This is a genomic window from Chitinophaga pinensis DSM 2588, assembly GCF_000024005.1.
Lineage (GTDB): Bacteria > Bacteroidota > Bacteroidia > Chitinophagales > Chitinophagaceae > Chitinophaga > Chitinophaga pinensis.
On sequence record NC_013132.1, the window covers coordinates 6,296,126 to 6,310,219 of the forward strand.

Annotated in this window: 15 protein-coding genes; 8 read left to right on the forward strand and 7 right to left on the reverse strand. The window is 45.6% G+C overall.

What is annotated here, in order from left to right:
* Positions 1-101 precede the first annotated feature (101 nt).
* The 3 genes from CPIN_RS25040 to CPIN_RS25050 are packed head-to-tail and all read left to right on the forward strand — an operon-like array spanning position 102 to position 2,415.
* Complete coding sequence (locus CPIN_RS25040) at positions 102-1,643, forward strand: FAD-dependent oxidoreductase (RefSeq protein ID WP_012792649.1); 1,542 nt, start codon at positions 102-104, stop codon at positions 1,641-1,643.
* Positions 1,640-2,143, forward strand: coding sequence for a CinA family protein (locus tag CPIN_RS25045; protein ID WP_012792650.1), 504 nt, complete (start codon positions 1,640-1,642; stop codon positions 2,141-2,143). Before CPIN_RS25040 ends, CPIN_RS25045 begins: the two co-directional genes overlap by 4 nt.
* 47 nt (positions 2,144-2,190) lie before the next feature.
* The gene (locus tag CPIN_RS25050; protein ID WP_012792651.1) at positions 2,191-2,415 is read left to right on the forward strand and encodes a hypothetical protein; all 225 of its coding nucleotides are present in this window, start codon (positions 2,191-2,193) and stop codon (positions 2,413-2,415) included.
* A gap of 64 nt (positions 2,416-2,479) precedes the next feature.
* Here the strand turns inward: CPIN_RS25050 and CPIN_RS37010 are convergent, their stop codons facing one another.
* Positions 2,480-3,016: a hypothetical protein gene (locus CPIN_RS37010; protein WP_012792652.1), complete on the reverse strand. Its 537-nt coding sequence runs from the start codon at positions 3,014-3,016 to the stop codon at positions 2,480-2,482.
* Positions 3,017-3,406: 390 nt separating this feature from the next.
* Here CPIN_RS37010 and CPIN_RS25060 point away from each other — a divergent pair, with 390 nt between their 5' ends.
* Positions 3,407-4,795, forward strand: coding sequence for an MFS transporter (locus tag CPIN_RS25060; protein ID WP_012792654.1), 1,389 nt, complete (start codon positions 3,407-3,409; stop codon positions 4,793-4,795).
* 39 nt (positions 4,796-4,834) lie between these two features.
* On the opposite strand, the gene CPIN_RS25065 is transcribed toward CPIN_RS25060, so the two are convergent.
* Positions 4,835-5,209: a response regulator gene (locus CPIN_RS25065; RefSeq protein WP_012792655.1), complete on the reverse strand. Its 375-nt coding sequence runs from the start codon at positions 5,207-5,209 to the stop codon at positions 4,835-4,837.
* Between the two features lie 429 nt (positions 5,210-5,638).
* Here CPIN_RS25065 and CPIN_RS25070 point away from each other — a divergent pair, with 429 nt between their 5' ends.
* Complete coding sequence (locus tag CPIN_RS25070; RefSeq protein ID WP_012792656.1) at positions 5,639-6,397, forward strand: 4'-phosphopantetheinyl transferase family protein; 759 nt, start codon at positions 5,639-5,641, stop codon at positions 6,395-6,397.
* A 202-nt stretch (positions 6,398-6,599) separates the two neighbouring features.
* Here the strand turns inward: CPIN_RS25070 and CPIN_RS25075 are convergent, their stop codons facing one another.
* From CPIN_RS25075 to CPIN_RS25090, 4 genes are all read right to left on the reverse strand, one after another.
* On the reverse strand, positions 6,600-7,751 hold the full coding sequence (locus CPIN_RS25075) for a putative sensor domain DACNV-containing protein (RefSeq protein WP_012792657.1): 1,152 nt from the start codon (positions 7,749-7,751) through the stop codon (positions 6,600-6,602).
* A gap of 312 nt (positions 7,752-8,063) precedes the next feature.
* A complete protein-coding gene (locus CPIN_RS25080; RefSeq protein WP_012792658.1) occupies positions 8,064-8,807 on the reverse strand; it encodes a LytR/AlgR family response regulator transcription factor in 744 nt (247 codons plus the stop codon).
* A complete protein-coding gene (locus CPIN_RS25085; RefSeq protein ID WP_012792659.1) occupies positions 8,773-10,617 on the reverse strand; it encodes a sensor histidine kinase in 1,845 nt (614 codons plus the stop codon). Before CPIN_RS25085 ends, CPIN_RS25080 begins: the two co-directional genes overlap by 35 nt.
* A gap of 5 nt (positions 10,618-10,622) precedes the next feature.
* Positions 10,623-11,093, reverse strand: coding sequence for a hypothetical protein (locus CPIN_RS25090; protein ID WP_012792660.1), 471 nt, complete (start codon positions 11,091-11,093; stop codon positions 10,623-10,625).
* A 90-nt stretch (positions 11,094-11,183) separates the two neighbouring features.
* On the opposite strand from CPIN_RS25090, the gene CPIN_RS25095 reads away from it, so the two are divergent.
* From CPIN_RS25095 to CPIN_RS39050, 3 genes are read left to right on the forward strand one after another with little or no spacing between them, the layout of a single operon-like run.
* Complete coding sequence (locus tag CPIN_RS25095) at positions 11,184-12,095, forward strand: DnaJ C-terminal domain-containing protein (RefSeq protein ID WP_012792661.1); 912 nt, start codon at positions 11,184-11,186, stop codon at positions 12,093-12,095.
* A 10-nt stretch (positions 12,096-12,105) separates the two neighbouring features.
* Positions 12,106-12,399, forward strand: a complete 294-nt coding sequence (locus CPIN_RS25100; protein WP_012792662.1) for a chaperone modulator CbpM — start codon at positions 12,106-12,108, stop codon at positions 12,397-12,399.
* A gap of 30 nt (positions 12,400-12,429) precedes the next feature.
* Positions 12,430-12,567, forward strand: coding sequence for a hypothetical protein (locus CPIN_RS39050; RefSeq protein ID WP_187294797.1), 138 nt, complete (start codon positions 12,430-12,432; stop codon positions 12,565-12,567).
* 180 nt (positions 12,568-12,747) lie between these two features.
* Here CPIN_RS39050 and CPIN_RS25110 read toward each other — a convergent pair whose 3' ends face one another.
* A complete protein-coding gene (locus CPIN_RS25110; protein ID WP_012792664.1) occupies positions 12,748-14,016 on the reverse strand; it encodes a PQQ-dependent sugar dehydrogenase in 1,269 nt (422 codons plus the stop codon).
* Positions 14,017-14,094: the final 78 nt, after the last annotated feature.

A 14,094-nucleotide genomic window follows, 5' to 3' on the forward strand; every position in this document is an offset into this window, starting at 1 on the left:
ATATAGTTTTTACAAAAGGCGAACAAGTTACATACCATTCTGATATTACCCGTCGGGCATGTTAATTGATCTTTTTTAAGCGAACAAAAACTCCAAAAGACATGATACAGAGAGATGGCGCACAAACCAGTTTATGGCAGGGTAATGTACCACCTTACATTACTACCAGCAGAGCCGAAAGAAAGACCGTATACGACGTAGTGATCGTAGGGGGCGGGATTACAGGATTGACGACGGGACTGCTGCTACAGGAGGCCGGGAAGCAATGCCTGATTGTTGAAGCCAACGATCTGGGTTTCGGTACCACGGGAGGCACCACCGCCCACCTGAACACCCTGCTGGACACTCCTTACTACGTGATCGCAAAGAATTTCGGGGAGGACAATGCAAAACATGTTGCACACGCAACTGCAGAGGCCCTCAATCTGATAAGAAATAACGTAAACAGATTCAATATTGATTGCGGATACCAGGAGGCGGATGCTTTTCTCTTTGCCCAGGATGCTGATCAGGAAAAGGAACTGGAAAAAATAAGACAAACTTCTGCCGACGCCGGTCTACAAATAGACTATATACAGGACATTCCGGTGAATGTGCCTTTTACAAAAGCGGTACGTGCTGCGGGACAGGCAAAATTTAATCCGCTGGAGTACATACATGGCATTGCGAAAGCCTTTGAGGCCGCTGGTGGTACCATCTTGCAACAATGCCGGGTGATCAATGTAACGGAAGACGATACGATGAAAGTAGCGACAACTGCCGGTGTGTTCAGTTCGGTTGATGTTGTGTATGCGACACATATTCCGCCAGGTATCAATTTATTGCACCTCCGTTGTGCCCCTTATAGAAGTTATGCCATGGCGGTCACACTGGAAGACGATGCTTATCCGGAAGACCTTAGTTATGATATGTATGATCCATACCATTATTATCGTACACAGATTGTGAAGGGTCAACCCTATCTGATCATTGGCGGTGAAGACCATAAAACAGGGATGGAAGAAAATACAGAGAAATGTTTTCGCACATTGGAAGCCCATGCGAGAAAACATTTTAAGATCAGAGAAGTTGCATATAGATGGTCCTCACAGTATTTCGAACCAACAGACGGATTACCTTACATCGGTTATCTTCCGGGTCATGACGATCATATATATGTCGCATCCGGATATGGCGGTAATGGTATGACATTCGGAACTGTTGCTGCACAATTACTGAAGTGTATCATTTTGAAGGAAAATGCGACGCTGGAAAAACTATTCGACCCTAACAGGATCAAACCCGTAGCAGGCTTTACGAATTTTGTGACACATAACACAGACGTTGTTAAAGAAATCTTTGGTAAGCTGTTCTCTGCAGATGAACTCAGACAGCTGGGAGACCTTGCACCAGGAGAAGGAAAGCTGGTCAGTTACCATGATAAGAAAGTAGCATTATACAGGGATGATGCCGGCAAATTCTATGCGCTGAATCCTACCTGTACACACATGGGCTGTGATGTAAAATGGAACCAGACAGAAAGATCCTGGGATTGCCCTTGTCATGGTGCACGGTACAATTACGACGGTAAAGTCATTACAGGTCCTGCTGATGCCGACCTGGAAGCCCTTGTTTTATCTTCAGAAAATGCAAAAGTGGTATGATCGAATCAGGTTACGACATAGACATCATTAATAATATATCTACTATCCTTCAGCAAAGAGAGGAAACACTTGCAATCGCGGAAAGCGTAACGGCCGGTCAGCTGCAGGTGGCTTTCTCTCTTGCAGACGGAGCCACGCAGATCTTACAGGGAGGTATTACCGCTTACAATATCGGACAGAAAGCGCGGCACCTTAAAGTTGACCCGGTTCATGCGGGTAATACAAACTGCGTTTCGCAAAAGGTAGCAGACCAGATGGCAGCGGAAGTACTGCAGTTATTTGCTGCTGACTGGGGTATCGCCATTACCGGTTATGCGTCTCCAGTGCCTGAAGAGAACATCTTTGAATTGTTTGCCCATTACGCTATCTATCATCGGCAAAACTGCATTAAATGCGGACGTATCACAGCGCCTGTTGGTGAGGTATTGGGCGTAAGGACACATTTCGCCAACACCGTATTACAAAAATTTCGTGAAGCCTGCAGTCAGATCCACATCTGAAGGATGGCATGGAATAATCTTTGTCGCACTATTCATAAACGCTTGTTATGAAGCAGACATCTATTGATAAAGAAATCATACATACAGATTATACCAAAGAAGGTATTCCGGAATCTGTTAAAAATTTTCGTCCTTCTATTTACAGAGACGGGGAAATGTACCATTGTATACTCGGGACAGATAAACAAACCGGGGTATTCGGCAGTGGAAAATCGGTTGATGAAGCCATGAGGGAGTGGGATAAATCCTATCAGGAAAAGAAAAGGAAATAACCATAAAAAGGTCCTCCCGTATAAACAGGAGGACCACATTTTATTCACTAATTATTGAGATTGCTCAAGGAGTACCTTCCGTCATATTATCATTGTTCACACCTCCCCTGCTATAGGCATTATTCTCCTCATCTTCGGCACCGATATCCTCATTTGTATCATCCAATTCTGCGCCAGGAATATCCAGGTCTTTACCAGATGTTTCCTCACCGAAACTACCTTCGTTTAATGATTCACCATCTTCGTCCATATCATCCAGTGCCGCCTTTCTAAGGTTTTCCGCATCCTCATCACCAGGCGTTACATTCGCGCTGGTATCTAGGTCATTGCGTTCTTCTTCTGTGACATCTGTATCGTTGTCGATATCATCCTCTTCTTCATCATCCAGGATACCTTTTCCTTCTTCATCATCGGAAGAAATAGTTGTGTCCGCCAATTCCCCTAATGGCGGGACATGGATGTGTTCCTGCCCCGGGATGTCAGACACATCAGGTAATTCCATTTCTATGTCTTCCCGTTGCATTTTCTTTTCATCCTGCGGACTATCCTGCAGGTCCTGATATTCGTCGCTGCTTTTTACGCGTGAGAATGCTTTTTCCATATGAATAATTTTTTTAGTTTCTGTTTCCCTGATCCCTGGTTTTCTTACCAGCCTGAAGTACCAGGTAAATCACGACGCCTACAATTACGACAGCAAGTGCTATTAATGGTACCAGCATAACGATCATTTATAGAAATAGTATTACAAATAATTTGCCATGCCGAAAAAGCGATTGTCCCATAAATAGAGGAACCTACTACTTTTTGGGTATAATGGCAGATAAGAAATATCAGCTGCGATGAATTAATTTTGCGTCGTCTTAAAAAACAACACACCGGATCTGCGTACAGCAAGGCTTTATTGACAAAGACAGCTATTTATCCTGAATCAGACTTTTAGAAAAACACCGCAACAATTTGGCTCGTCAGTGAATGACGGGAAGGAGAATCAATGAAACTTACACCCGCAACACAGTTAACAGAAGAACAGGTGAACACAGGCATGGACCTGGTTACCAAAGATGGACTAGCAGTAGAAACAATGGTCGTACTCACCGGAGGTACATTCCTGACTGCACTTGCGCTAAAACTCGGCGCTTCCAATTTTCAGATAGGATTACTGGCAGCGTTGCCTACGCTGACCAATATCTTCCAGCTCTTTGCTATATGGCTGGCGCAACGTTATAATAACCGGCGTGTCATTACGGTTACCTGTACTGCCTTTGCCAGAATACCACTGATCGTGATAGGGCTGATGCCATTTGTGTTTTCAGCAGGCACGACGATACACACACTTATCTCTTTACTTTTCTTTCATTATCTCTTTGGCTCTTTAGCGGGCGCTACCTGGAATTCGTGGATGAAAGACCTCTTACCGGGAGAAAAATTGGGGAGTTTTTATGCACAGCGAACACGACTGACACAGATACTAAACGTAACGTTGAGTCTGACAGTTTCCTTATTAATTGATTTTGTAAAAACGCGTTTTCCCGAATACGAAACGGTGGCATTAACAGCACTGTTCCTGGCAGGTAGTGTGGCCGGCTTATCCAGTTTGTGGCTACTGATCCGCACACCAGAACCGTTAGCGACTGTACAGCCCAATAATCTCATCAGGCAGTATACATTGCCACTGAAGGACACCAACTTTAAACGCCTGTTATTTTTCAATGGCAGCTGGATCTTTGCTGTGAATCTTGCAACGCCTTTCCTGACGGTCTATATGTTAAAGACGATGGGATTGTCGGTATTTATGGTGACGGTAATGGCCATTGTAGGTCAGTTAAGCGGTATCCTGTTTGTAAGGATCTGGGGCAGGTACTCAGATAAGTACAGCAACAAAACAGTAATTCTGATCTGTGCACCATTATATGTAGCGGCGATGCTGGCATGGGCATTTACAGCAGTCTCTGCTTCTGTTCATTTTACGGTTGCATTGCTGACCCTGATCAATATATTGACAGGTATTGCCAACTCCGGTATTAATCTTTCGTTGAATAATCTGGGTATAAAACTCGCTCCTTCCGGACATGCGATGGTATACCTCTCCGCAAAGAATATGGTGATTGCGTTATGTTCTGCCGCTGCTCCCCTGTTGGGCGGCATACTAGCTGATTTCTTTGCACATCATCAGCAGATATGGATGATGGTATGGAAGAGCCAGTGGAACTTCTTCTTTGTTATGAGTGCCATACTCGCGATGCTATCTACCCGTCTACTTAAAAAAGTAGCAGAATCAGGGGAAGAAAGAAAGGGAATCGTACTGGAAGAAATGCTGCTGTCTTTTAAAGCACGGCTGGTCAGTGTGCCGGCAGTGTTATCCAGGAGAAACAAAAAATAGTAACTGTCCATGCAGGTCTGATATCAACAGAACGGGGTATCAGACCTGTATTAATAAGTTCTGTAATTCCCTTACAAGATCATGCACAGAAGTAGTCTTTTGTATACAACGAAACGCACCTTTCTTCATGGCTTCCTGTCGCAAACCGTAATCAATATAAGTGGAGTACATCACGATCGGAATATGACGAAAGTCCTGGTTCCGTTTTATTTCCTCAAGACAAAATAAACCATCCCGCCCCGGCATGTTATAATCCAGCAGGATCAGGTCAGGTTGATTTCCTTTTAATAAACTGTAAGCGACTTCGAAACCTTGTGCCCAATCGCATACGCTATCGGTACCACTCATTTCCACGGCTTCATTCAGGATACTAATTTCATCTGCATCATCATCAATTAATAAGATAGATTTCATTACAATTAAATTTGAAGAGGTAAATAAAAATAGGGACAGCACCCATTCATTCTCGTATAAATTGGGGATAAACAATCCTGTCGAATGAAAGGAAAATGGATGTGATTACATCAGAGAGAACCTGTAAGAAAAGTCGAACGATTAATGGTCTGAATCAATTAATTACTTATGTTCAATCTACTGCTATTTTGCCGAAAGACCAAAAAACATACACGAATGACGGGTAATATGCAGACTTCGTTTGACAATGATGCAATAGTATATTGCGTCTTATTTCATATCTGGGCTGCGCGTATAACGGCGGCATAATTCCTGTAAAATGTTGTATCATTGATGTAGCACTTCAGCAAGCCTTACAGATACACTTGTAACATTGACACTGAAATGCAGGCATCAGTTATTATAAACTGAAAATCAGATAGATACAACATGTTACTCCAAAGAGGGAAAATAGTTTTAAGCCGGGAAAACAGTACCCATCAGGCAGGATTTTGTGTACTGCGGGCAGACTTGCAGGAGCTGATTTCCAAATTTAACTTATTACATGCTCAGGAGAGAACGTATTATGATCAGCTCACGTTCGACAGAAGAAAACAGAGTTATCTTTTAGGTCGTCTCTCCGCTAAAAAAGCAATCGGTGCACTTGCAGTATATGAGGATCTGGAGAAGATCGCTATAACAGCTGGTATCTTTCAGTTTCCGGTGGTGCAATATGCCGTTACCCGTAATCTTCAGGTCTGTATCACGCATTGCGATAACCTTGGTATCGCGCTGGCTTATCCTGAAGTACATCCTTTGGGGATCGACATAGAAAAGACCAATAAAGCGAATATAAGCGTCATTAAAGGGCAATTAACTCCCGATGAAGTAATTCTTACCCAGGCCGTCTCCTTATCAGACGATGCCTCCTGTACGATGATCTGGACCATGAAGGAAGCATTATCCAAAATACTTCGTACCGGCCTGACCATGGACATGAAAGTATTGGAGATACAATCACTTGTAAAAGAAGGCCCGGACCTGTATACCAGCTATTTTAAACATCTTATTCAATACAAGGCAATATCCTGCTTATCAGGACCTTATGTCTGCTCGCTTGTTATTCCGCGTAAGACTACTGTTGACCTGGAAGAATACTGGCAGGCATTCCGTCAGGCAACTGCCGCAACAATGGAAAATATCCGTTGAATAGCGTCTACCCTTGTTTAAACTATAGTTAGACTATACTTATCTTCCGTTAATGCTACCTTCAAAACGAAGCATTGAACGTAAAAGCAGTATAATCAGATTATGTCCGGACTTTATGTAGCACAGTAGCAATATATGTTAACGAAAAAGCCAGTCATCGGTCGATGACTGGCTTTATTATCCGGAAAAGGAAAATGCTTGATTACAACAGCAGGGTGTCAATACGATGTGCCTGTACCAGCTGCACCTGTTCAGACCAGGAGAAAACGGTAAAATAACCATCCTGGGAAGCGACCAGTGCAATGGCCTCCGGCTGGTCATTAACGAACTGTGCGGCTGACAGGTGACGGGTACCACCGATAGCTGAAGGATGCATTAGTTCAGGCGTACCCCCGATAACAGGTTCGATCATGACCACTTTGTCTACCCCATGCTTTGACCAGGGCGCACGGGTAATTTTGGCCCCAAAGGTGATCAGTTCATGACGGTCAGTAATCACAGAGGCGCCATCTACGGCGGTCAGTCCGGTGACGTTGTCTACCTCCCGGCGCAACGCGTTCTGCCAATAAATCTCTGTTACCTTTCCGCCGTCCTGACGTACAAGGTCAGCCACCCCCGAAAATGCAGGGGAAAGCGGATAGGTTAGCGGATGTACGATCGATTCCTTCCATTTTGTACTTCCGGCAGGTACCACGAGGAGAATGCCCCCTCTTTTATGCGCCCGCATAGAAACGGCGATCTGTATCAGGACGTTCACCGGGTCATTCCAGACAGCCGAAGAGGTCAGTCCCAACAGGGAGGTTACAATTTCAGGACTGTCCGGCAGCAAACCGCAGGATTCATCCACAATCTTCACCTGATCCCCTTTCAGTACAGCCACATTGGCAAATTTACCCAGTCCGACGCTGCGGCGGTGTTTTACCACCAACAGTCCCGGTTCAGATACATCCAGTACAAAGCAGAAATTAGGCAGTTTAAGGGTCGTTCCCCATATAAACAGGTTATCGCCTTCATACCAGACGCCTACATGTACGCCTGCTCTCTCTACCCCCGGGGCCAGTTTGGTGAGCACCCGGACGTCAAAGGGCAGTTTCTGGGCAAATTTCAAGGGTTTACCTGCCTGACAGGGATTGAGGAATGCGAGGGATATACGGGTAGGAACTCCTTCCTCCCGGCGTAAACTGGCCCAAAAGGCCACGTCCAGCATTTTTTCAATAAATTTCGCATGAGGTACCGTGGCAAGGTCTTCCTCACCACTCACAGCAGCAATAGCCAGATGTTTGGAAAAATGGTTTTCTATCTGGTCGGCTACCTTCGTGGCAGCCTGGTAAGTCGAGTCAAGAGTCAAATCCATACCTTATCAATTAGCGCCAAATGTCGATTCAAAATTAATCTTTTATTCCGTCGGTAGGCCCGCAGTGATACGGAACTTCCATAACGGCGTTATGAATTACAGTGGATCGGGAGATGACCCATCCATTATAAAATGAGCGCAAAGCTATTCATTTTATGCCCTAAAAAATACCGCTTATGCCTGATGTGTGCATCTTATGCCATTTTTACCCGGGAGCAGGGATATAATCAGGATATTCGAATCCTCTTTAAGTATAGGATATGGATATGGTCATGAGAAGGAATGCCCCAACCCCAGGCATTCCTTTCTTTTTTATTTGAAGATCTTAAACGCCTGCAGGAATTCATCAATGTACCGGCGGCTGAAAAACAGGGATTCCCCGTCTTTGAAGAAGATCTCGTTATTATAGGTATTAATCTTGGTCACCTCTTTCACGTTAACAATATAGTTACGGTGTACCCGGCAGAACTGTACGGGGGGCAACTGCGCCTGCAGGTCCTTAAGGGACTGCTGGATGACAAATTTCTCCGCCGGACAAACCACCTTACTGTATTTCCCGTCCACCTCAATATACCTGATATCGTCAAAAGCGATCCGCTGGAGCAGATTCCCTTTTTTGATAAACAGCGTATCCGAGACCGGCGTTATGGTCTGGGCAGGCGGAGTGGCAGCTTCCTGTTTGAACTTGGAAAGGGCCAGTTCGATGGCATATTCCAGTTCCAGCGGATTGTAGGGCTTTAACAGGTAATTGTACGGAGACGTGAATTTGGCGAGACGGAACGTGGTACTATCCCCTGCACTGGTCAGAAAGATAAAAGGACGTCTTTGTTCCCGGTGCTCGTTGATCGTTTCGGCAAATAGAATTCCGTCTGGTTTGTTGGCCAGGTAAATGTCAATCAGGCAAATATCAGGCAGTTCCGCATCATAGGCAGTAACTGCGTCTTTGAGGTTTGTTGTGATCCGGATGTCGGAGCATCCCTGTTTACGTAAAAAATTCTCCAGGTAGTTTGCTTCGTCAGGGCTATCTTCCAGGATCAGCACTTTCAAATGAATCATAATGTTCGTTTACCGGCAGGCAAACTACGATACTCGTACCGGCGCCAACGCTTCCGGTGATGCGCAGGGCGCCTCCGTTCTTTTCGGTCATGGCTTTCACCAGCCACAGGCCCAGGCCTGTACTTTTACTGCCTGCCGTATCCTGTTGTATACGTTTTGTATCCCGCTTATAAATGGCCTGGATGATCTTTTCATCCATCCCGATACCCGTATCCTGTACGGTTACCTCGCAGGTATTGTTAACAATGCGACCACTGATAGTAATCGATCCGTTTGCATGCGTGTATTTGATCGCGTTATCGATCAGATTACGGAAAATGATCTTGGCGGTGTTTATGTCCACATAAAAGAACATTCCTTTTGGCACCTCATTGGCTATCGTGATCCTTTTCAGTGCAGCGCCGGCATTGAAGTCGTACGCTACCTGTGCAATGATCATGTGGGCGTCATGTTGTTCTGCCTGCAGACTTAACTGCCCTGTCTGGCCTAAAGACCAGTATAACAGGTTGTTCAGCAAGGCATATGTATTATCTGAGATCTTTTCAATATTCTCCGACAAGGCGGTTGCTTCCCTGATCTTGTTGCGCGCCAGGGTATCCTTCAGATAAGACAGGTTGATCTTCAGGTGATGAACCGGTGAACGCAGGTCATGTGCCACGATAGAAAAGAGCTGGTCTTTGGTTTCGTTCAGCAATTCCAGTTTGTCTTTCTGTTCTGCAATAATGCGTCGCTGTCTGTTCGTATGCCGGTAGGCAAAATAGATCAGCCCTGCACAGGACAGGAAAAACAGGGACAAGATAAAAAATGTATTGCGTTGCCACATTCTTCTTTTAGATTCTGCGGCACGTAATTTATTCTCCTGACGCAGCAACTGCATTTTATATTCCTGCTGCTGGATAGCGATCTTCTTTTCCTGTTCCGCCAGCTCCCAGATCTTATCTCTGTTCGCGATCTGTGCTTCCAGCTGTTCGTACTCTTTTCTGTATAACAGCGCTTCTTTCAGATTCCCTCTCCGCTCTTCCACAATAGCCAGGTTCAGGTACACTTTACTCCGGATCTTGAGATCACTGGCATTCTTTACCAGGGCCAGGGCCCTTTGCAGATAGCTCCATTCCTGCGGATAGCGGAACTGCTGATCATATAATAAGGCAATGTTCAGATAGGAGTTCACCAGCGCAGTGGTGTCTTTTAAGGAGGCGGCTATCGCGATACTTCTTTCAAAGTTGTCTCCCGCTTCATCGAGGCGTTCCAGGTGCAGCAGACAAACACCTGTGTTATTCAGGATCTTTCTGGCCACCGGCGGCTCATAGAAATGGAAGTAATGTTTTTTGACGAGGTTAAGGTATTCCAGGGATTTATTAAACTGGCCCTGCTCCAGGTAAATTTCGGCGATATTGGGATAAATGTTGGCCTGTATATTACTGTCCAGCGAAGGAACTTCTACCAGTTTCAGGTATTCGGAAAGGGCTTCTTTATAGAAATCCTTGAAATACAGGATCTTGGCTTTCAGAAAGCGGACGGTCAGCAGGCGTGGAACGATGGCCGTACTATCAGTGATAGCGTTGATAGTCGCGGCATATTTAAACCCATCATCCAGGTTCCCGCTGTCCACGGCCACATGGCACTGGTGGAAATAACGGGACACGACGCTGTCCTGCCCCGCCGGCAGCCGACTACACGTACTACATTGTTGTGTAATCAACTGACGGATGGCAGGAGGCAAATTAATTTTCTGCGCAGCAGCGCTATTCAGCAGACCGGCGCAGCAGAACAATAAAATAACAAGTTGACAAGACAGGTGTTTAAACATGCAAATCAGGTCTTCTCAACACTGGTAACTGTACCGTGTGTGGTTTCAGGATCATCAATAACATAACGTACACGGATAGCCGGCAGTTCACGTCCTTCTACACAGTAACGGAAACTGATATCCCAGAGAGAATAAGCATAGATCTCCGGTTTGATCTCCGGATTGTCGTATATAACGTCAATCTCTCTTACCTCAATAGGACCATTTTCAATGTCGATAGTACCAGCCTGAGAGATGTCTTCACCCAATTTCAGGTTTCTGGACTGATCAGGGAGATAGATGTGCATCCTGACATCATAGCAGTTGTAAAAGTCGGCTGACTTACGTAATGACACCAGTGGTGACATAGTTGCAAATTGTCCCATAATACCAGTAGCGATTAATCTGATGCTCTGGGTCTTAATGGTGGCCTCCGAAGGTGGCGTAACATCAATAATACCGGGCGCTTTGCCGGTCGAAGAATGTTGTGTGTCCAAGGGATAAGGGTTTAAATACCAAATATAAATAAATAATTATAATGAGAGATGGCAAAGATTTTGTGCTGCACCTAGATATACACTATACATATGGCTTTTATAGATTATTACCAGATACTTGGAGTAGATAAAAAAGCTTCCGCAGACGACATTAAAAAGGCATACAGGAAACTGGCCAGGAAACATCACCCTGACATGAATCCCAATGATAAGGAGGCTAATATTAAATTTCAGCAGATAAATGAGGCGAATGAGGTACTGAGTGATCCGGAAAAGCGTAAAAAATATGACGCTTACGGAGAACACTGGCAGCACGCCGACCAATTTGAACAATCCAGGCAACAGGGTGGAAACCCCTATGCCGGGCAGGGATATGAAGGCTTTGGCGGACAAGGCTTTGAAGGGAACTTCTCTGAGGGACAGTTCTCCGACTTCTTTGAATCACTCTTTGGCAACCGTGGTGGCGGAGGCGGTGGCAGACAGCGTAAATTCCGTGGTCAGGACTACAATGCAGAACTGCATGTAGGGCTGCGGGAAGCGTATACTACCCATCAACACACCCTGAACGTAAATGGCAAACAGGTAAGGATTACGGTACCTGCCGGTATTGCTAACGGACAGGTTATCAAACTAAAAGGGCATGGTGCGCCTGGTGGCAACGGAGGCCCGAACGGAGATCTTTATATTACATTCGTCATAGCGGAAGATCCGGCATTCAAAAGGGTCGATAATGACCTGTATATGAATGTCGAAACAGACCTGTACACCGCCATGCTTGGCGGCGATCTGACAGTAGATACACTGAGCGGCAAGGTCAAACTGAAAGTGAAACCGGAAACACAGAATGGTACCAAAGTCAGACTGAAAGGTAAAGGCTTCCCTGTCTATAAACAGGACGGCGCTTTCGGAGATCTGATCATTAGCTATTCCGTTTTACTGCCGACTAACCTGACGGAAGAACAGAAAGAATTATTCAGAAAACTGGCTCAATCATCACATTAAAATTCCCGTTATGCAAGCAGCATTGATAGCCATCCAGCAATATTGCAGCGTTCATGAGATTGAATCCAATTTCATTGACTCACTGGCTGATGAAGGACTGATCGCCATTACCATCGTTGAAGGCAACAGTTTTATTTCAGAGGAACAATTACAGGACCTGGAGCTATATACGCGCTGGTATAGCGAAATGGGTGTCAATACCGCCGGTATTGATGTGATCAGACATCTGCTGGAGAGGGTCCGGCACATGCAACTGGAGATAATCAGTTTACGTCAACGCCTGCAATTGTACGACGGACAATAAACCGTCCGGGCCTGATTATTGTTTTATAGGATGAAACAACTATCAGGTATGAACAAATTCTTCAGAGCTATTATCGCCTTCTGGGGCGCAAAGAAATTCGGCGGGGGCTGTCTGGGGTCCATTGTAGTGTTTATCATTATCTATTGGGCATTGGGCCATTGTAACTAAACGATTAATAGCAGCTCTTCAGATAAGGTTGTATAGCAGTATGCAACCTTTTGCAGTTAACGACGGCATTTATGTGGAGACCGGGTAGGATGAAGACGATATGCTTAATGTATAAATAACGGGGACGCTTCCGATATGGAAGCGTCCCCGTTATTTATAGCAATATATGCAAGTAATTCATCAGAGTTTAGGAGCGGCATAGCTGATACGCCAGATCCTGTTGGTACGGTCGTCTGTAATAAACATCGCTCCGGTCTGGGAGACGGTAATACCTACCGGTCTGCCCCGCACCACACCCTTTACGCTGTCTTTTACAAAGCCGGTCAGGAAGTCTTCCTGTGGTCCTGTAGGTTTGCCATTTTTAAACGGTACAAACAGCACTTTATAGCCCGACACCGGTTTACGGTTCCAGGAACCATGTTGTGTAACAAACGCCCCATTTTTATACTTTTCCGGGAAAGCATTGCCGGTATAAAATGCCAATCCCAGGGAGGCCGTATGTGCATTTAATGGGAAATCAGGCACGATCGCACTTTCAATCAGCCCGGCAGGTGCCTCGGGTACACGGGGATCCGGATGTTGTCCGAAATAACTATACGGCCATCCATAGAAAGCACCTTCCTTCACACCCGTAATGTAGTCGGGCACCAGGTCATTACCCAGCTTATCTCTTTCATTCACAGCGACCCAGAGCGTATTGGTACCGGGCGCCCAATCCATGCCTACGGGATTCCTCAATCCGGATGCATACACCCGCATACCACTACCATCCGGATTCATTTCAAGGATATTTGCGCGTAAAGCCTCCTTATCCATTCCCTTTTCACCATGATCCGTACCACAGCCCACAGCTACATAAAATTTCGTCTTGTCTTTATTGGCAATGATATTCCGCGTCCAGTGCTGATTGACCTTTCCCGCAGGAAAAGCGGCAATCTTCTCTCCTGTCGTCGTAATACTCGTGGCATCTTTCATATATGGAAACCGCAGCAATCCATCCGTATTCGCCACATAAAACTGGTCGCCTACCAGCAACATTCCAAATGGCTGATTCAGTCCTTCCAGGAAAACGGTCTTCGTCTCGGGGATACCGTCATGATCCGCATCTCTCAGTAAGGTGATCCTGTCGGCACTTTTCTTCATACTATTCGATCGCGTAGCACCCACAATCGCAGCCCCTATCTTCTTAAAGAACTTATAATGAGAATTGGACTCTGCCACCAGCAGATCTCCATTCGGCAGTTCGTATAGCCATCTGGGATTCTGCAATCCCTCTGCATACATGTTGACCATAAACCCTTCCGGCGCTACCGGCTTTTCATTGTTCTCCCACCCTTTTACGTTACTATACTTCATGTAGGATTTTGTCGCGTGCGGAGGGGGCAATTCGGGGCTTTTTTTCTGCGCAAAGGCAGTGGCCCCGAAGAGCAGCAGGAAAATTATTCGCATAAGAAGACCTTTATAGGAAGAGGATGCAAAAGGCATGCCCTGGGGAAGGCGCTTCTTTCTGATGATATCCTGCCATAT

What these genes read in the sequence shown, in the direction of transcription:
- CPIN_RS25110 (WP_012792664.1), bottom strand. Translation starts at nt 14,016, where the DNA reads ATGCGAATAATTTTCCTGCTGCTCTTCGGGGCCACTGCCTTTGCGCAG.
- CPIN_RS25080 (WP_012792658.1), bottom strand. Translation starts at nt 8,807, where the DNA reads ATGATTCATTTGAAAGTGCTGATCCTGGAAGATAGCCCTGACGAAGCA.
- CPIN_RS25085 (WP_012792659.1), bottom strand. Translation starts at nt 10,617, where the DNA reads ATGTTTAAACACCTGTCTTGTCAACTTGTTATTTTATTGTTCTGCTGC.
- CPIN_RS39050 (WP_187294797.1), top strand. Translation starts at nt 12,430, where the DNA reads ATGAAACAACTATCAGGTATGAACAAATTCTTCAGAGCTATTATCGCC.
- CPIN_RS25045 (WP_012792650.1), top strand. Translation starts at nt 1,640, where the DNA reads ATGATCGAATCAGGTTACGACATAGACATCATTAATAATATATCTACT.
- CPIN_RS25065 (WP_012792655.1), bottom strand. Translation starts at nt 5,209, where the DNA reads ATGAAATCTATCTTATTAATTGATGATGATGCAGATGAAATTAGTATC.
- CPIN_RS25040 (WP_012792649.1), top strand. Translation starts at nt 102, where the DNA reads ATGATACAGAGAGATGGCGCACAAACCAGTTTATGGCAGGGTAATGTA.
- CPIN_RS25075 (WP_012792657.1), bottom strand. Translation starts at nt 7,751, where the DNA reads ATGGATTTGACTCTTGACTCGACTTACCAGGCTGCCACGAAGGTAGCC.
- CPIN_RS25100 (WP_012792662.1), top strand. Translation starts at nt 12,106, where the DNA reads ATGCAAGCAGCATTGATAGCCATCCAGCAATATTGCAGCGTTCATGAG.
- CPIN_RS25060 (WP_012792654.1), top strand. Translation starts at nt 3,407, where the DNA reads ATGAAACTTACACCCGCAACACAGTTAACAGAAGAACAGGTGAACACA.
- CPIN_RS25070 (WP_012792656.1), top strand. Translation starts at nt 5,639, where the DNA reads ATGTTACTCCAAAGAGGGAAAATAGTTTTAAGCCGGGAAAACAGTACC.
- CPIN_RS37010 (WP_012792652.1), bottom strand. Translation starts at nt 3,016, where the DNA reads ATGGAAAAAGCATTCTCACGCGTAAAAAGCAGCGACGAATATCAGGAC.
- CPIN_RS25050 (WP_012792651.1), top strand. Translation starts at nt 2,191, where the DNA reads ATGAAGCAGACATCTATTGATAAAGAAATCATACATACAGATTATACC.
- CPIN_RS25095 (WP_012792661.1), top strand. Translation starts at nt 11,184, where the DNA reads ATGGCTTTTATAGATTATTACCAGATACTTGGAGTAGATAAAAAAGCT.